The organism is Haloterrigena turkmenica DSM 5511 (assembly GCF_000025325.1).
Taxonomy (GTDB): Archaea; Halobacteriota; Halobacteria; order Halobacteriales; family Natrialbaceae; genus Haloterrigena; species Haloterrigena turkmenica.
The window spans coordinates 2,608,118-2,623,765 of record NC_013743.1 but is presented as its reverse complement, the minus strand read 5'-3'; the positions used below and the strand labels follow the sequence as shown (position 1 = coordinate 2,623,765).

20 protein-coding genes and 2 tRNA genes are annotated in these 15,648 nt (G+C 65.5%); 19 read left to right on the top strand and 3 right to left on the bottom strand.

The window, feature by feature from the left end:
• Window positions 1-3: 3 nt before the first annotated feature.
• Window positions 4-762, bottom strand: coding sequence for a hypothetical protein (locus HTUR_RS12630; protein WP_012943708.1), 759 nt, complete (start codon window positions 760-762; stop codon window positions 4-6).
• Window positions 763-1,007: 245 nt separating this feature from the next.
• Between HTUR_RS12630 and HTUR_RS12625 the strand changes: the two genes are divergently transcribed.
• The 14 genes from HTUR_RS12625 (at window position 1,008) to HTUR_RS28460 (ending at window position 7,608) form a co-directional block, all read left to right on the top strand.
• Window positions 1,008-1,090 (top strand) — tRNA-Ser (locus HTUR_RS12625).
• A 95-nt stretch (window positions 1,091-1,185) separates the two neighbouring features.
• Window positions 1,186-1,710: a 30S ribosomal protein S13 gene (locus HTUR_RS12620; RefSeq protein ID WP_012943707.1), complete on the top strand. Its 525-nt coding sequence runs from the start codon at window positions 1,186-1,188 to the stop codon at window positions 1,708-1,710.
• A complete protein-coding gene (locus tag HTUR_RS12615; protein WP_012943706.1) occupies window positions 1,710-2,231 on the top strand; it encodes a 30S ribosomal protein S4 in 522 nt (173 codons plus the stop codon). Before HTUR_RS12620 ends, HTUR_RS12615 begins: the two co-directional genes overlap by 1 nt.
• Window positions 2,232-2,234: 3 nt before the next feature.
• Window positions 2,235-2,624 (top strand): 30S ribosomal protein S11, encoded by a 390-nt coding sequence (locus HTUR_RS12610; protein WP_008894543.1) that lies wholly within the window; start codon window positions 2,235-2,237, stop codon window positions 2,622-2,624.
• A gap of 4 nt (window positions 2,625-2,628) precedes the next feature.
• Window positions 2,629-3,378, top strand: a complete 750-nt coding sequence (locus tag HTUR_RS12605; RefSeq protein ID WP_012943705.1) for a DNA-directed RNA polymerase subunit D — start codon at window positions 2,629-2,631, stop codon at window positions 3,376-3,378.
• 133 nt (window positions 3,379-3,511) lie between these two features.
• A tRNA-Leu gene (locus HTUR_RS12600) sits at window positions 3,512-3,596 on the top strand.
• Window positions 3,597-3,752: 156 nt separating this feature from the next.
• A complete protein-coding gene (locus HTUR_RS12595) occupies window positions 3,753-4,106 on the top strand; it encodes a 50S ribosomal protein L18e (RefSeq protein WP_012943704.1) in 354 nt (117 codons plus the stop codon).
• Window positions 4,103-4,552, top strand: coding sequence for a 50S ribosomal protein L13 (locus HTUR_RS12590; protein WP_012943703.1), 450 nt, complete (start codon window positions 4,103-4,105; stop codon window positions 4,550-4,552). The genes HTUR_RS12595 and HTUR_RS12590 overlap by 4 nt, the downstream gene beginning before the upstream one ends.
• Window positions 4,546-4,944, top strand: coding sequence for a 30S ribosomal protein S9 (locus tag HTUR_RS12585; protein WP_012943702.1), 399 nt, complete (start codon window positions 4,546-4,548; stop codon window positions 4,942-4,944). Before HTUR_RS12590 ends, HTUR_RS12585 begins: the two co-directional genes overlap by 7 nt.
• A 12-nt stretch (window positions 4,945-4,956) precedes the next feature.
• Window positions 4,957-5,151: a DNA-directed RNA polymerase subunit N gene (locus HTUR_RS12580; protein ID WP_008894548.1), complete on the top strand. Its 195-nt coding sequence runs from the start codon at window positions 4,957-4,959 to the stop codon at window positions 5,149-5,151.
• Window positions 5,152-5,153: 2 nt separating this feature from the next.
• Window positions 5,154-5,339, top strand: coding sequence for a DNA-directed RNA polymerase subunit K (locus tag HTUR_RS12575; RefSeq protein WP_012943701.1), 186 nt, complete (start codon window positions 5,154-5,156; stop codon window positions 5,337-5,339).
• Complete coding sequence (eno, locus tag HTUR_RS12570; RefSeq protein WP_012943700.1) at window positions 5,336-6,541, top strand: phosphopyruvate hydratase; 1,206 nt, start codon at window positions 5,336-5,338, stop codon at window positions 6,539-6,541. The genes HTUR_RS12575 and eno overlap by 4 nt, the downstream gene beginning before the upstream one ends.
• Window positions 6,538-7,347, top strand: coding sequence for a 30S ribosomal protein S2 (gene rpsB / locus HTUR_RS12565; RefSeq protein WP_012943699.1), 810 nt, complete (start codon window positions 6,538-6,540; stop codon window positions 7,345-7,347). The genes eno and rpsB overlap by 4 nt, the downstream gene beginning before the upstream one ends.
• 138 nt (window positions 7,348-7,485) lie before the next feature.
• Window positions 7,486-7,608, top strand: a complete 123-nt coding sequence (locus tag HTUR_RS28460) for a hypothetical protein (protein WP_012943698.1) — start codon at window positions 7,486-7,488, stop codon at window positions 7,606-7,608.
• A gap of 22 nt (window positions 7,609-7,630) precedes the next feature.
• Here the strand turns inward: HTUR_RS28460 and HTUR_RS12560 are convergent, their stop codons facing one another.
• Window positions 7,631-8,554, bottom strand: a complete 924-nt coding sequence (locus HTUR_RS12560) for a thiamine-phosphate synthase family protein (protein ID WP_012943697.1) — start codon at window positions 8,552-8,554, stop codon at window positions 7,631-7,633.
• 140 nt (window positions 8,555-8,694) lie between these two features.
• Here HTUR_RS12560 and mvk point away from each other — a divergent pair, with 140 nt between their 5' ends.
• The 5 genes from mvk (at window position 8,695) to HTUR_RS12535 (ending at window position 15,240) form a co-directional block, all read left to right on the top strand.
• Window positions 8,695-9,681: a mevalonate kinase gene (mvk, locus tag HTUR_RS12555; protein ID WP_012943696.1), complete on the top strand. Its 987-nt coding sequence runs from the start codon at window positions 8,695-8,697 to the stop codon at window positions 9,679-9,681.
• Window positions 9,678-10,430, top strand: coding sequence for an isopentenyl phosphate kinase (locus HTUR_RS12550; RefSeq protein ID WP_012943695.1), 753 nt, complete (start codon window positions 9,678-9,680; stop codon window positions 10,428-10,430). The genes mvk and HTUR_RS12550 overlap by 4 nt, the downstream gene beginning before the upstream one ends.
• Before the next feature lie 315 nt (window positions 10,431-10,745).
• On the top strand, window positions 10,746-12,098 hold the full coding sequence (locus HTUR_RS12545; protein WP_012943694.1) for a ribonuclease J: 1,353 nt from the start codon (window positions 10,746-10,748) through the stop codon (window positions 12,096-12,098).
• A gap of 1 nt (window position 12,099) precedes the next feature.
• Window positions 12,100-13,149: a geranylfarnesyl diphosphate synthase gene (gene idsA3, locus HTUR_RS12540; RefSeq protein WP_012943693.1), complete on the top strand. Its 1,050-nt coding sequence runs from the start codon at window positions 12,100-12,102 to the stop codon at window positions 13,147-13,149.
• A 366-nt stretch (window positions 13,150-13,515) separates the two neighbouring features.
• Window positions 13,516-15,240: a glutamate--tRNA ligase gene (locus tag HTUR_RS12535; RefSeq protein WP_012943692.1), complete on the top strand. Its 1,725-nt coding sequence runs from the start codon at window positions 13,516-13,518 to the stop codon at window positions 15,238-15,240.
• 54 nt (window positions 15,241-15,294) lie between these two features.
• Here the strand turns inward: HTUR_RS12535 and HTUR_RS12530 are convergent, their stop codons facing one another.
• Window positions 15,295-15,591 (bottom strand): FmdB family zinc ribbon protein, encoded by a 297-nt coding sequence (locus HTUR_RS12530; protein WP_012943691.1) that lies wholly within the window; start codon window positions 15,589-15,591, stop codon window positions 15,295-15,297.
• Window positions 15,592-15,648 lie beyond the last annotated feature (57 nt).

Here is a 15,648-nt window from a genome sequence, read left to right as displayed (position 1 = left end):
CGACTATTCGATCTCGAGCGTCCAGTCGGCGTCGGCCTGAACGTCGATCCAGCCGAGTCCGTCGAAATCGAACGATACCGAGTCATCGTACTCATCCTGTTCGAGGACCACCAACTCAGGACGCGTTCCCGTTTCCGGGAAGACGCGGATCTGAAAGACGCCGTCTCCGTCGTGCGTCGCGTGCGCAGTGTGGCCCCCGTCGAACGCAATCGGGCCGGCAACCACCGGGTCGGTACCGCTGAGCGTCTGCGGGAGTCCGTCGGCCGCTTCGGCGGTCGCTCGCGGTTGGCGCACTGTGAGGTGCCACGCGCCGTCGGCGGAGACGTCGACTGTGTAGTTTCCGGCCTCGAGGAGGCCCGCCTTCTCACCCTCGTACGGCCCGGTGTTGTCGGCGAAGATCGCCCTGGCCCCGTCGTCCGCCGCGACTTCTACGCGGAATGACTCCGTCCCCTCGTGGTTGCTCTCGACGACGGTCAGTCCGCCCTCGATACCGATCGGTTCCGACGCATCGCCGGTACCGGAGAGCGTCTGTGGGGTCGGTCGTGTGGCGTCGTCGTCTTCAGTTTCGGCTCCGCTCGTTTCGTCGTCGGGCTGTGGGCTGTCGGCGTCGGAACTCTCGGCCGGTTCGGAATCGGTTTCGTCGCCGTTCCCGTCACCGCCGCCGTCTGCTTCGTCATCTCCGTCGTCCGAGCCGCCGGTACAGCCGGCCAGTGCGCTCGAAACTGTCACGCCGCTCGCGAGGAGCAGGGTTCTTCTGTTCATATAAGGACACTATATAGTTATATGATAAATATGCCGATTGCCGTGGGAAGGAGTCGAACGGACGCCGGTCTCGAGAGACGAACTGACGTCTTCTCGAGACGAAACTATCGACGTCGGTGACTGTTATTCGGTACCGGGGCCGGGGCCTTTCGTTGCGCTTAAGTACCCGTCGCCGGTAGGTCCGGGTGCGATACGTGTAGGGGACGCGGTCCCCGAGTCCAGACGGGCGACGATAGAGACACGGTGTTGTGGTAGCCAAGCGGCCCAAGGCGCATGGTTGCTAACCATGTGGCGTCAAGCCTCCGGGGTTCGAATCCCCGCCACAACGTCGGATTCGCTGGCGACTCCTCGTCAGTAGCATTCCCTGGCGTTCTTTCGCCAGTCGTTTGAACCGCGCGCACACCAGACACAGATACACGACACATGAGTGAGGAAGCACCTCAAGAACAAGAGGACGACGAAGACCTCCAGTACTTCGTCCGCATCGGGCAGACGGACCTCGATGGGACGAAGACTGTCGAGCGTTCGCTGTCGGAGCTGAACGGTGTCGGTCGACGGACCGCCCGACTCATCGCCGACGAAGCGGACGTCGATCGAACAGCTACGTTCGGTCGACTCGATGACGACATCATCGACGAGGTCGTCGAAACCGTAGAGAACTACGCCGAGGAAGTGCCGGACTGGCTCAACAACCGCCAGTCGGACTTCTACACCGGCGAAACCACCCACGAGATCGGGAACGATCTCCAGCTGACCCGTCAGCACGACATCAACCGGATGAAGATGATCGACTCCTACAAGGGGACGCGCCACAAGCGCGGCCAGAAGGTTCGCGGTCAGCGAACCAAGTCCACCGGTCGTACGGAGGGCACCATCGGAGTCAACGTCGAAGAGATCCGCGAAGAACAGGCCGAAGAGGCCGCCGCCGAAGAGGACGAGGGTGAATAATGCCACTCGGCACTGACACCAAACAATACGAGACGCCGAACCACCCATACCAGGGCGAACGCATCGCCACCGAGCACTCGCTGGTCGACCGCTACGGGCTCTCGAACAAGGAAGAGCTCTGGCGCGCCCAGTCCGAGCTTCGCTCCTACCGGCGCGAGGCCCGCGAACTCCTCGGTCAGGCCCAGGACGACGAGATCGTCCAGCGCCGCTCCGAGGAGTTCCTCGGTCGCCTCAAGCGCGTCGGCATCCTCGACGAGACCGACGAACTCGGCGACATCCTGTCGCTCGAGATCGAGGATATCCTCGAGCGCCGTCTCCAGACGGTCGTCTACCGAAACGGGCTGGCCAACACGACCCAGCAGGCCCGACAGTACATCATCCACGGGCACATCGTGATCGGCGACCAGCGCCACCGGGTTCCGTCGTACGTCGTCGACGTCGACGAGGAGGACCTCGTCGATTTCGACGAGAACAGTCCCCTCGCGGACGAACTTCATCCCGAACGAGCGGAGGGTCAGTAAACCATGAGCCAGGACGACGAAAAGTGGGGCGTTGCCCACGTGCACGCATCGTTCAACAACACCGTCATGACCGTGACCGACCTCACGGGCGCGGAGACGATCGCCAAGTCCTCCGGCGGGACGGCGGTCAAGCAGAACCGCGACGAGGCGTCGCCGTACGCGGCCATGCAGATGGCCGAGTCCGTCGCTGAAGAGGTCAAGGCCGCGGGCATCACCGGACTCCACGTGCGAGTCCGTGGCCCCGGCGGGAACCTCCAGAAGTCCCCCGGTCCCGGCGCGCAGGCGACGATCCGCGCGCTCGCTCGCTCCGGTATCGAGATCGGTCGCATCGAAGACGTCACGCCGATCCCGCACGACGGATCGCGCGCACCGAAGGGTAAGGGCGGCTACTAGATCCATGACTGAAGAGTACGACGTCGAGTTCGTCGAACGCGAGGAACGCGAGGCGCGGTTCCTCGTTCGGGGCGTGACCCCCGGGTTCGCCAACGGCATCCGGCGAGCGATGCTCGCCGACGTGCCGACGATGGCGATCGACACCGTCCGGTTCGTCGAGAACTCGTCGGTCATGTTCGACGAGCAGCTCGCGCTCCGGCTCGGGCTCGTCCCGCTGACGACGCCGCCGGAAGGCGAGTTCGGCGAGGACGAGACCGTCACGCTCTCGATCGACGTCGAAGGGCCGGCCACGGCCTACTCGGGCGATCTCGTCTCGAGTGACGATCTCGTCCAACCGGCGGACGAGAACGTCCCGATCATCGACCTCAAAGACGACCAGCGTCTCGAGGCCGAGGCCGACGCCGTCCTCGACTACGGCAAGGACCACGCCAAACATCAGGGCGGCGTGGCCGTCGGCTACCGACACCTCCAGCGCGTGGAGGTCGTCGGTGACCTCCCCGAGTTCGAAGAGGAGGAGTCCCGGATCGTTCGGGGCGTTATCGAGGACGACGGCGAACTCGTTCCCACGAGCGAGTTCGATCACGATCTCTCGAACCGGTATCCGGGGAAGGAGGTCGAGATCGAGGACGTGCCCAACGCCTTCGTCTTCCACGTGGAGACGGACGGCTCCTTCAGCGTCGAGGAACTGGTCACGCGAGCCGCCGACTCGATCGAGTCGCGAGCGACCGACCTCGAAGACGCAGTACAGCTATAGCAACAGATGTTCCGCCCCAACTCCCGACACCGAGAGTCCGCGTTCGCCGGCGCCGTTAGCAACGAGACCGGCACGGACTCGTCCGATGGAATCGAAAGGGGTTTGAAGGGGCGGCGGATACACAGAAGTGCGAGCAGGGATAGCCAAGTCAGGCCAACGGCGCAGCGTTCAGGGCGCTGTCTCGTAGGAGTCCGCAGGTTCAAATCCTGCTCCCTGCATCCACTTCTCACTCGTCGAACGTCCACGACCGAACAGCCGACCGTCCGTACCGGACGCCGGGCTGGGCGCGTTCCGGACCGTTCGACACGACAGCGATTCCATACCCGACGAGACGGTTCCTCGTCCCGTCGGTTCCGTATCTTTGGAGGAAACCAATGAGTAGCAAAACTAATCCGAGGCTCAACGATCTCATCGCCGAGCTGAAGTCGACGTCCCGCGAGACGGACGCCGACGTCTGGCGAGATGTCGCGGATCGACTCGAGAAGCCCCGGCGCACCCACGCAGAGGTGAACCTGGGCCGTATCGAGCGATACGCACGCGAAGAAGAGACCGTCGTCGTTCCCGGCAAAGTGCTGGGCTCCGGCGCACTACAGAAATCGGTTACCGTCGCGGCCGTCAACTTCAGTTCCTCGGCCGAGACGAAAATCGAACAGGTCGGCGAATCAGTACCGCTCGAGCAGGCGCTCGAAGCAAACCCCGAAGGATCCAACGTCCGGGTGATTCGATGAGTATCGCGGAATTCGACGCAGACGTCGTCGTCGACGCCCGAGACTGCATCCTCGGTCGCGTCGCCAGCGAAGTCGCACAGCGCGCCCTCGACGGCGAGCGCATCGCCGTCGTCAACGCCGAGGAGGCGATCATCACCGGCGACGAGGAGGACGTCTTCGGCACCTACCGCAAGCGACTGCAGCTGCAGTCCGACAGCGGACCCTACTACCCGAAGCGACCGGACACGATCTTCAAGCGCTCCGTTCGCGGCATGCTTCCGTACAAGAAGCCCCGTGGCCGCGAAGCGCTCGACAGCGTCCGCATCTACGTCGGCAACCCCTACGAGCACGACGACGACAGCGAGGCCGAAGTGCTTGAGGGGACGTCGCTCGATCGGCTTTCGAACATCCGCTTCGTCCAGTTGGGCGAAGTCTCCGAACAGTTAGGTGCTAACGTCACATGGTAACCAACACGAGTGGAAAGAAAAAGACCGCCGTCGCCCGCGCGACCGTTCGCGAGGGCGAGGGTCGCGTCCGAATCAACTCCAAGCCAGTCGAACTGGTCGAACCGGAGATGTCCCGGCTCAAGATGCTCGAGCCGTTCCGCATCGCCGGCGAGGACCTGCGCAGTGAGATGGACATCGACATTCGCGTCGAAGGCGGCGGCATTAGCGGACAGGCAGACGCCGTCCGCACCGCCATCGCACGCGGCATCGTCCAGTACACTAACGACGCCGAACTCCGCGACGCCTACATGGAGTTCGACCGGTCGCTGCTGGTCAACGACGTTCGTCAGTCCGAACCGAAGAAGTGGGGCGGCCCCGGTGCACGGGCCCGCTACCAGAAGTCCTACCGCTAAGGTGATTCAAGCATGATGGTACCGGTCCGGTGTTTCACCTGTGGCAACGTCGTCGCCGAACACTGGGAGGAGTTCGACGAACGAGCCAACGAGGGCGACGAGGACCCCGAGAAGGTCCTCGACGAACTCGGCGTCGAGCGCTACTGCTGTCGGCGCATGCTCGTCAGTCACCGCGACCTCGTCGACGTCGTCTCCCCGTACCAGTAACAATGCAACAACAACAGCACAACCGCTACGAGAAAGCACGCATCCTCGGCGCTCGAGCGCTGCAGATCTCCTACGGCGCGCCGGTGCTGGTCGACACCGACCAGTCGGAGCCGATCCTCATCGCCGCCGAGGAGTACGACGCCGGTGCGCTTCCGTTCACAGTTAAACGGGGGTACGATCGGAAATGACGCTCATCACTGACGTGCGACTGCGTCGGATCCTCGACTCGCGGGGCAATCCGACCGTCGAGGCCGACGTAGTGACCGAAAGCGGCGGCTTCGGCCGCGCAGCAGCACCGAGCGGTGCCAGTACCGGCGAGTACGAGGCCGTCGAGCGACCGCCCAGCGAGGCGATCGCCGCGGCCCGCGAGGAGGCCGTCCCGCGACTCGTCGGCGAAGCCTACGCCGGCAACCAGCGCGAGGTCGACGCCGCCCTGCACGCCGCCGACGGAACCGACGACTTCTCGGAGATCGGCGCCAACAGCGCGGTCGCCATCTCGATGGCCGCCGCGAAGGCCGGTGCCGACGTGCTCGGCGCGCCGCTGTTCCAGCACTTAGGCGGCGCGTTCCGCGGCCAGAACTTCCCGATCCCGCTCGGTAACGTCGTCGGCGGCGGCGAACACGCCGCCGACGCGACCGATATTCAGGAGTTCCTCGTCGCGCCCGTCGGCGCGCCCAGCGTCGAGGACGCCGTCTTCGCCAACGCCACCGTCCACGGCACCGTCGCCGACCTGCTCGAGGAACGCGACGTTCCCTGTGGCAAGGGCGACGAAGGCGCGTGGGCGCCGTCGATCGACGACAGCGAGGCCTTCGAGATCGTCGACGAAGCGGTCTCGATCGTTCAGGACGAGGTCGGCTTCAACATCGGCTTCGGACTGGACGTCGCCGGCGCGGAGCTGTACGACAGCGAGACCGGCACCTACGAGTACAGCGACCGGAGTCGCGACACCGACGAGCAGATCGAGTACATCGCGGAGCTCGTCCGCGAGTACGATCTGGTCTACGTCGAGGACCCCCTCGACGAGGACGACTACGACGCCTTTGCCGACCTCACCGACGAGGTCGGCGACCAGACGCTGATCTGCGGCGACGACCTGTTCGTCACGAACACGGATCGACTCGTCGAGGGTATCGATCGCGGTGCGGCCAACAGCATCCTGATCAAGCCGAACCAGATTGGGACGCTGACCGACGCCTTCGACGCGATCGAACTCGCGACCCAGAACGGCTACGATCCGGTCATCTCCCACCGTTCGGGCGAGACCGAAGACACGACGATCGCACACCTCGCCGTTGCGACCGACGCACCGTTCATCAAGACCGGTGCCGTCGGCGGCGAGCGAACCGCCAAACTCAACGAGCTCATCAGAATCGCAGACGACGCGACATGACAGATAACGACGCAACCCAAGAAGGGCTCGACGCCGCCGAGGAGGAAATCGACGAGGAGCCGGCCGAGGGGCCGGGTCCCGCCGCCAAGGAGGACGTCGAGCCTGTAGACGAACAGCCAGCCGACGCCGAGGCCACGGAGGCCGACGCCGACGCCGAACCAGCCGCCGAGGAGGAAGAGGAAGACGCCGGACCCTCGCTCGACGACGACGTTATGAGCGACGAGGAGGCCGACCTCCTCATCCCCGTCGAGGACTACCTGGGCGCCGGTGTCCACATCGGGACCCAGCAGAAGACCTCGGACATGGAGCGGTTCATCCACCGCGTCCGGACCGACGGTCTCTACGTGCTGGACGTCTCGAAGACCGACGGCCGCATCCGCACGGCCGCGGACTTCCTCGCTAACTACGACCCCGAGCAGATCCTGGTCACCTCGAGTCGCCAGTACGGTCGGTTCCCGGCGGAGAAGTTCGCCGAGGCCGTGGGCGCCCGCGCCCGCACCGGCCGCTTCATCCCGGGCACGCTGACCAACCCCAAGTACGACGGCTACATCGAGCCCGACGTGCTGGTCGTCACCGACCCGATCGGCGACGCCCAGGCCGTCAAGGAGGCCATCACGGTCGGCATCCCGGTCATCGCGATGTGTGACTCGAACAACCAGGTCAGCAACGTCGACCTGGTCGTCCCGACGAACAACAAGGGTCGCAAGGCCCTCTCGGTCGTCTACTGGCTGCTCGCCAACGAAGTCCTCGATCGACGCGGCGCCGAGCCGTCCTACTCGCTCGACGACTTCGAGAGCGGCGTCTAATCCGTTCGAACCGGAATCGATACTGATCCGTTTTCGTTATCGCTCCACGTTCCGCCGAGCGGCCGCACTGCTCGTGTCGTGCTCGAGTCACACTCGATGAGCAAAGGAGTTACATGAGCACCCGAACAACGGGCGGCTATGATCGATTCGCTGTTTCACTTCGAGGAGGACGTCATCCCGCTACCAGTCATGCTGGCCGCGGCGGCACTGATCGTGATTTTCGCCGTCGGCATCCCGTACCGCGCTCTCGTCGGCTTCTGAGCCGAGTGAAATCCGGTTTCGGCTACGTCGTCGCTTCCTCGAGGAGCGTCGCGACCAGTTCGGCCGCGTCGACGGCCGTTTCCCCGAAGACGTAGGTGATCGGTTCGATACCGAACGCGCCCTGATGGTAGACCACCCGCGGGACGCTCCCGCGCTCGGCGAACCGGTCCCGGAGGTGTTCGCCACGGTCCTCGTAGTCGGCGTCGAACTCGAGGGGGTCGTACCCGAGCGCGCGGGCGGCCTCGAGGAGCGCCTCGTCGGTCGCGACGTTGACCGCACCGCGGACCTCGGGATCGATCGAGCGGGCGGCGAGGACGGCCGTCGCGACGTGTTTCGAGGCGCCGAATTCGGGGTTGGCGGGGATCTCGATTCGGCGGCCGATCTCGTAGATCCGGCCGGGAACCGCAGCGATGTCGGTCTCGTCGCGCGCGTCGGGGAGGGCCATCCCGACGTTGGTGCCGACGTTCGGGACGGCCGCGGCCATCTCGGGGATCGATGCGAGGGTCCGCGCGGCCGTCCTGACGTTCGCGAGCACGTCGCGTTCGGCGCGGACGTCGGGGTCGAGGCCGCGGACGCAGAGGTCACATCCCAGTCCTCGCAACGCTGGCATCTCCTCCTCGTGGAGTTCGCAGATCGGCCCGCGGTCCTCGAGATCGCGGATCAGCGCCAGGAGTTCCGACAGCGCGTCGTAGCCGTCCATCTCGCCGCCGGCGAGGCCGTCGGCGATGCGGTCGACGGTCGCGACGGTCTCGGGGTGGTCGCGAAAGCGGTCGTCGCCGCCGCTCTCGCCGCTGACGTACTTGCTGACGGCGGCCTGCGTGACGCCGAGCTTCGTTGCGATTTCCTGTTGGGTCATGCCGCGGTCGGCCAGACGTGTCGCCAGCATCGCCCGCACGGTGGGGAGAAAGCGGTCGACGACGAGTTCGCTCGGCAAGACAAGAGCCATTACGACCGCGTTGCGGCGACACGGGCTTAAATCCGACTCCCCCGACATCCCCGACGCCGCTGTCGACGGCGGGCCGCCGGGTCGCGGTCGAACGCGGCGAGACGAATAGCTATTAACCGTCGTCGCCCGAACGGCCGGGCATGGCAGTCTCGAGCGCTCCCGGGAAGGTATACTTGTTCGGGGAGCACGCAGTGGTCTACGGCGAGCCCGCGGTTCCGTGTGCGATCGAGTTACGGGCGCGGGTCGACGTCGAGCAACGGACGGACAGCAAACTCCGGGTTCACGCCGAGGACCTGAGCCTGGACGGCTTCACGGTCGAGTACGCCGGCGAGCCCGAGGGGCGACCCGACGTCGACGTCTCGGAGTCGCTGCTCAACGCCGCGATGGGGTACGTCGACAGCGCGATCGAGCAGGTCCGAGACGTCACTGGCGAGGACGACGTCGGCTTCGATGTCACCATCGAGAGCGACATCCCGCTGGGCGCGGGGCTGGGCTCCTCGGCGGCGGTCGCCGTCGCCGCCATCGACGCCGGCACCCGCGAACTCGGCACGACCCTCGAGATCGACGAACTGGCCGAGCGCGCCTACCGAACGGAACACGAGGTTCAGGGCGGGCAGGCCTCCCGAGCCGACACGTTCTGTTCGGCGACCGGCGGCGCCGTCCGCGTCGAGGGCGACGACTGCCGCTCGCTCGAGGCACCGGAGCTCCCGATCGTGATCGGCTTCGACGGCGGCGCGGGCGACACGGGCGAACTCGTTGCCGGCGTCCGCGACCTCCGCGAGGAGTACGAGTTCGCGGCCGACACGGTCGAAGCCATCGGCGACATCGTCCGGCGCGGCGAGGACGCCCTCGCTGCGGGAGATATCGAGGAACTCGGCCGGCTGATGAACTTCAATCACGGACTCCTCTCGGCGCTCGGGGTCTCCTCCCGGACGCTCGACTCGATGGTCTGGGCGGCCCGCGACGCCGGCGCCCTGGGTGCGAAACTGACGGGCGCCGGCGGCGGCGGCTGTATCGTCGGCCTCGACGACACCAATGAGACCGAGACGGCGTTGTCGTACACGCTGGGCTGCGAGGACGCCTTCCGCGCCGAACTCGCCGAGACGGGGGTGGAGCGACTCGAATGATCGTCCTGAAACTTGGCGGCAGCGTCATCACCGACAAGGACCGTCCCGAGACGCTCGACGGGGAGGCCCTCGAGCGGGCCGCCGACGCGGTCGCCGCGGCGCTCGACGGCGACATCGACGACCTCGTGGTCGTCCACGGCGGCGGCAGCTTCGGCCACCACAACGCCAGTGAGCACGGCGTCACGACCACCGAGGGGACCCGCGACGCCGGCGCCGCCCTCGACATCCACGGAGCGATGACGACCCTGAACCGGTTCGTCCTGGGCCGACTGCTCGAGCGCGGCGTCGAGGCGGTGCCGGTCCACCCGTTCTCGGCGGCCCACCGAGACGCGGAGAGCGACCTCGAGTTACCGACCGGGCAGGTCGCGACGCTGCTCGCGGAGGGATTCGTCCCCGTACTCCACGGCGATCTAGTCGCCCACGCGGGTGCGGGCGCGACCGTCGTCAGCGGCGACGAACTCGTGGCGGCACTGGCCCGCGACCTCGAGGCCGAGCGGATCGGCCTTTGCTCGACGGTGCCGGGCGTACTGGACGACGAGGATCGGGTGATCGACCGGATTTCGGACTACGACGACGTCGAAGCCGTGCTGGGCGAGAGCGAGGCGACCGATGTCACCGGCGGCATGGCCGCGAAGGTGCAGGCGCTGCTGGCCCTCGAGGCCGAGGCCTCGATCTTCGGCCTCGAGGAGCTGGACGCGTTCCTCGCCGGCGATGAATCGGGGACGACGATCGACTCGTCGGAGACGTAGTCGGTGATCGACGACGCACACGAGTCACCGCTTTTTGCTCCGCTTCGCGCCGCGTTCGACGTTCCGGAGGTGGCGCTCGAGCGGGATACCCAACCCACTGCGTTTTTAACACCCCGGCGTGTAGTGGCCAGTAGCGAAACCCGCGGGCAAGTGCGCTCGGGGTCGACGGTGTGACACCGTGGGCCGATCGGAGGCGATTGCCTCCCCGTGCGCATAGCGGGATGGCCGACGCGCTGTAAGACGCCGGGGCCGCACAACCGGGAGTCCGCGGACCGTTTCGATGAGAGTCGATCGCGGCTTTCAGTACAACGAACTATGGAAATCGAAATCGCAACAATCGGCGGCTATGAGGAAGTCGGACGGCAGATGACTGCCGTTCGCGCCGGAGACGACGTCGTCATCTTCGACATGGGTCTGAACCTCTCGCAGGTACTGATCCACGACAACGTCGAAACCGAGCGGATGCACAGCCTGGATCTGATCGACATGGGAGCGATCCCCGACGACCGAGTGATGTCGGATCTCGAGGGCGACGTGAAAGCGATCGTCCCGACCCACGGCCACCTAGACCACATCGGTGCCATCTCGAAGCTGGCCCACCGGTACAACGCGCCGATCGTCGCCACGCCGTTTACGATCGAACTGGTCAAACAGCAGATCGAGGGCGAGCAGAAGTTCGGCGTCGAGAACGACCTGATCAAGATGGACGCCGGCGAGACGATGTCCATCGGCGACTCCGGCAAGGTCGAACTCGAGTTCGTCAACGTCACGCACTCGATCATCGACGCGATCAACCCGGTCCTTCACACGCCCGAAGGCGCAGTCGTCTACGGGCTGGACAAGCGCATGGACCACACGCCGGTCATCGGCGACCCGATCGACATGGAGCGGTTCCGCGAGATCGGCCGCGAAGGCAACGGCGTGCTGTGTTACATCGAGGACTGTACCAACGCCAACAAGAAGGGCCGCACGCCCTCGGAAAACGTCGCCCGGGAGCACCTCCGGGACGTCCTCTACAGTATCGAGGACTACGACGGCGGCATCGTCGCGACGACGTTCTCGAGTCACATCTCGCGGGTGACGTCGCTGGTCGAGTTCGCGAAGGACATCGGCCGCCAGCCCGTCCTACTGGGCCGTTCGATGGAGAAGTACTCCGGAACGGCGGAACGACTGGACTTCGTCGACTTCCCCGACGACCTCGGGATGTTCGGCCACCGCAAGTCCGTCGACCGCACCTTCAAGCGGATCATGAACGAAGGCAAGGAGAACTACCTCCCCATCGTCACCGGCCACCAGGGCGAGCCCCGCGCGATGCTCACGCGAATGGCTCGCGGCGAAACGCCGTACGAACTGGACGACGGCGACAAGGTCGTCTTCTCGGCCCGAGTTATTCCGGAGCCGACCAACGAGGGTCAGCGTTACCAGGCCGAGAAACTGCTCGGCATGCAGGGCGCCCGCGTCTACGACGACATCCACGTCTCGGGCCACCTCAACCAGGAGGGCCACTACGAGATGCTCGACGCCCTCCAGCCCCAGCACATCATCCCCGCTCACCAGGATATGAGCGGCTACTCCAGCTACGTCAACCTCTGTGAGAGCGAGGGGTACCAGCTCGGACGTGATCTCCACGTCACGCGCAACGGCAACCTCATCCAACTCGTCGACTGATATGACCAGTCCCGAGGCACGAGAGGAGGCGGTGCTCGAGGCCGTCCGCGAGCGCCGCGAGCGGGTCAACGAGGCCATTCCGGAGGAGCTACCGATTCAGCGTCCCGAACGGCTCTACGAGGCGTCGCGCTACTTACTCGACGCCGGCGGCAAGCGACTGCGCCCGACCGTCCTGCTGACGGTGGCCGAGTCGCTGCTGGACGTCGAGCCGCTGAGTACCGACTACCGCGAGTTTCCGACGCTAAACGGGAACCGCATCGACATCATGGACGCGGCGGTCAGCGTCGAAGTCATCCAGTCGTTTACCCTCATCCACGACGACATCATGGACGACGACGATCTCCGCCGCGGCGTCCCCGCCGTCCACAAAGAGTACGATCTCGAGACCGCCATTTTGGCGGGCGACACGCTCTACTCGAAGGCGTTCGAGATCATGCTCGAGACCGGCGCGAAACCCGACCGGTCGGTCGAAGCGCTCAACGTGCTCGCGACGACCTGCACCAAGATCTGCGAGGGCCAGTCCCTGGACGTCACCTTCGAGGAACGCGCGGACGTCTCGCCCGAGGAGTACCTCGAGATGGTCGAGCAGAAGACCGCGGTGTTGTACGCTGCCTCGGCGTGTCTCCCGGCGATCTTGCTGGGTGCCGACGAGGAGACGATCGACGCCCTCTACGGCTACGGGCTCGACATCGGCCGGGCGTTCCAGATTCAGGACGACGTCCTCGACCTGACGGTCCCGAGCGAGCAGCTCGGCAAACAGCGGGGCAGCGACCTCGTCGAGAACAAACAGACGCTGATCACGGTCCACGCCCGCGATCAGGGCGTCGACGTCGACAATCTGGTCGACACGAACGACGTCGAGGCCGTCACCGAAGCCGAGATCGACGACGCCGTCGCCGAACTCCAGGCCGCCGGCTCGATCGAGTACGCGAACACTACGGCACAAGACCTCGTCGCCCAAGGCAAGGAGCGACTCGAGGTCCTGCCGGACAACGAGGCCCGCGAGTTGCTTCGGGACATCGCGGACTACCTGATCGAACGCGGCTACTGAGACGCTCGGTACCGTCGTTCGGTCGCGCTTTTCGACGATGTTTTTCCGGTCGTGCGAGTGCGATCGCTCGAGTAGCGGCTGAGCCTCGAGGAATACAGAGGGACTGTCGGCAATGATGTGTTCTGCTCGCGCTGGCAATGGGGAGGACCACGCCCTCCCCAGCCGATTCGCTCACTCACTGCGTTCGTTTACTCATCCCTCGCACGACGTCATCGGCTCCCCTCGCAGTCGCTCGGATAGCCAACAGCGCGCGCCACTGCACGTCAACTCCCGTCCCGGAACGGATAGGACTCGAAATGAATCCAACGAACCGATAACGACCCGACATCGCGGACGTTTTGGTCCGGGCACGACTATCGGGGCGTAATGAACGACGAGTTGCGCGAGCGCATCGAGCGCGAGGCCGAGAAGCACGCGCTGTTGAACGCCGTCAAACACGAGAGCGACGCCGACGTCGGCGCGATCATGGGGCCGTTGATGGGCGACAACCCCGACTTCCGCGAGCACGGCGACGAGATCCCGGGGATCGCCGGCGGCGTCATCGGCCGAGTCAACGACCTCTCGTACGAGGAGAAACGCGAGCGACTCGAGGACCTCGCCCCGGAGGAACTCGCCGAAATCGAGGCCGAGGACGAGGAAGACGAACACGACCTCCCCGACCTCCCCAACGCGAAGGAGTACGACGAGATTCGGATGCGCGTCGCGCCCAACCCCAACGGGCCGTGGCACGTCGGCCACGCCCGGATGCCCGCCGTCATCGGCACGTACAAGGAGCGCTACGACGGCTGGTTCTGCGTTCGGTTCGACGACACCGATCCCGAGACGAAACGGCCCGATATGGAGGCCTACGACGCCATCCTCGAGGATCTCGACTATCTCGGCTTCGAGCCCGACGCGACCTACAAAGCGAGCGACCGCCTCGAGACCTACTACGAGCACGCCCGCGAACTGATCGAGCTCGGCGGAGCCTACACCTGCTCGTGTTCGGGCGAGGAGTTCTCGGAGCTGAAGAACAGCGGCGAGCCCTGTCCCCACCGCGAGAAGGACGTCGAGACGGTCAGCGAGGAGTTCGAGGCCATGGTCGACGGCGAGTACAGCAGCGGCGAGATGGTCCTGCGGATCAAGACCGATATCGAGCACAAGAACCCCGCGCTCCGCGACTGGGTCGGCTTCCGGATGATCGACACGCCCCATCCCCGCGAGGAGGCCAGCGACTACCGCTGCTGGCCGATGCTCGACTTCCAGTCGGGGGTCGACGACCACTTACTCGAGATCAGCCACATCATCCGCGGGATCGACCTGCAGGACTCCGCGAAGCGCCAGCAGTTCGTCTACGACTACTTCGACTGGGACTACCCCGAAGTCGTCCACTGGGGCCACGTCCAGATCGACGCCTACGACGTGAAGATGAGCACGTCGACCATCGCCGAATTGATCGAGGAGGGCGAACTCGACGGCTGGGACGACCCGCGCGCGCCGACGCTCAAGAGCCTCCGGCGACGGGGCATCCGCGGCGAAGCCATCGTCGAGGCGATGGCCGGCCTCGGCACCTCGACCAGCGACGTCGACCTCGCGATGAGTTCGATCTACGCGAACAACCGCGACCTGATCGACGAGGAGACCGATCGCCGCTTCTTCGTCCGCGAGGGCAACCAGCTCCCGATTTCCGGCGATCCGCCCGCGGAGGCGAACCCGCCGCTCCATCCCAACCACGAGGAGCGAGGCGTTCGCGAGATTCCCGTCAGCGACTCCGTGATGCTCGAGCCCGAGGACGTCCCCGAAGACGGCGAACGCATCTGGCTCAAGGGATTCGGCTGTTTCCGGTACGCCGAGGGCGCACTCGAGTACACGGCCGACGACATCGACGTGGTCCGGGAGGGCGAGGTCGACGTCGTCCACTGGGCCCCGGCGAGCGAGAGCGTCGCCGTCCGGATGCGCACGCCCGACGGCGACGTGCGCGGCCACGCGGAACCCGGCGTCGGCGACCTCGAGAGCGACGAGATGGTGCAGTTCGAACGGGTTGGTTTCGCGCGAATTGACCGACACGACGACGAGGAAGAGGAGACCGTCGTCTACTACGCGCATCCCTAATTCGGATCGCACTGATCGTCGATCAACAGTCGCTCGGCCACTGACGGCAGTACGTCACTCCGTTTTCGTTCCCGTCTCCGACCCTGCTTCCGTTCGGGTGTTCGTCTCTGACTCCGCGTTTGTGTCCGGTTCCGCACTTTCGTCTGGATCCGCGTTCATCTCCACGTCCGATTCGGTCGCCCCGGAAACTCGCTCGACCTCACCGCTTCCACACTCCGGACACGTCTCCCGCTCGCTGTGGAATCGGGTCTCACAGTCGCGACAGCGGTACGCGGCGCTGTCCTCGCGTGCGGCCACGGCTTCCTGTTTGAAGCGCTCGACTTTCTCGCCGAGCCGTTCGAACATGCTCATAGACGGAGTACGGTCCGTGGCCGGATAAGTTGCAGTCACGGCGGCTCGAATACGAAT

Coding starts and splice junctions, on each gene's coding strand:
- HTUR_RS12630 (WP_012943708.1), bottom strand. CDS start 762: ATGAACAGAAGAACCCTGCTCCTCGCGAGCGGCGTGACAGTTTCGAGC.
- HTUR_RS12620 (WP_012943707.1), top strand. CDS start 1,186: ATGAGTGAGGAAGCACCTCAAGAACAAGAGGACGACGAAGACCTCCAG.
- HTUR_RS12615 (WP_012943706.1), top strand. CDS start 1,710: ATGCCACTCGGCACTGACACCAAACAATACGAGACGCCGAACCACCCA.
- HTUR_RS12610 (WP_008894543.1), top strand. CDS start 2,235: ATGAGCCAGGACGACGAAAAGTGGGGCGTTGCCCACGTGCACGCATCG.
- HTUR_RS12605 (WP_012943705.1), top strand. CDS start 2,629: ATGACTGAAGAGTACGACGTCGAGTTCGTCGAACGCGAGGAACGCGAG.
- HTUR_RS12595 (WP_012943704.1), top strand. CDS start 3,753: ATGAGTAGCAAAACTAATCCGAGGCTCAACGATCTCATCGCCGAGCTG.
- HTUR_RS12590 (WP_012943703.1), top strand. CDS start 4,103: ATGAGTATCGCGGAATTCGACGCAGACGTCGTCGTCGACGCCCGAGAC.
- HTUR_RS12585 (WP_012943702.1), top strand. CDS start 4,546: ATGGTAACCAACACGAGTGGAAAGAAAAAGACCGCCGTCGCCCGCGCG.
- HTUR_RS12580 (WP_008894548.1), top strand. CDS start 4,957: ATGATGGTACCGGTCCGGTGTTTCACCTGTGGCAACGTCGTCGCCGAA.
- HTUR_RS12575 (WP_012943701.1), top strand. CDS start 5,154: ATGCAACAACAACAGCACAACCGCTACGAGAAAGCACGCATCCTCGGC.
- eno (WP_012943700.1), top strand. CDS start 5,336: ATGACGCTCATCACTGACGTGCGACTGCGTCGGATCCTCGACTCGCGG.
- rpsB (WP_012943699.1), top strand. CDS start 6,538: ATGACAGATAACGACGCAACCCAAGAAGGGCTCGACGCCGCCGAGGAG.
- HTUR_RS28460 (WP_012943698.1), top strand. CDS start 7,486: ATGATCGATTCGCTGTTTCACTTCGAGGAGGACGTCATCCCGCTACCA.
- HTUR_RS12560 (WP_012943697.1), bottom strand. CDS start 8,554: ATGGCTCTTGTCTTGCCGAGCGAACTCGTCGTCGACCGCTTTCTCCCC.
- mvk (WP_012943696.1), top strand. CDS start 8,695: ATGGCAGTCTCGAGCGCTCCCGGGAAGGTATACTTGTTCGGGGAGCAC.
- HTUR_RS12550 (WP_012943695.1), top strand. CDS start 9,678: ATGATCGTCCTGAAACTTGGCGGCAGCGTCATCACCGACAAGGACCGT.
- HTUR_RS12545 (WP_012943694.1), top strand. CDS start 10,746: ATGGAAATCGAAATCGCAACAATCGGCGGCTATGAGGAAGTCGGACGG.
- idsA3 (WP_012943693.1), top strand. CDS start 12,100: ATGACCAGTCCCGAGGCACGAGAGGAGGCGGTGCTCGAGGCCGTCCGC.
- HTUR_RS12535 (WP_012943692.1), top strand. CDS start 13,516: ATGAACGACGAGTTGCGCGAGCGCATCGAGCGCGAGGCCGAGAAGCAC.
- HTUR_RS12530 (WP_012943691.1), bottom strand. CDS start 15,591: ATGAGCATGTTCGAACGGCTCGGCGAGAAAGTCGAGCGCTTCAAACAG.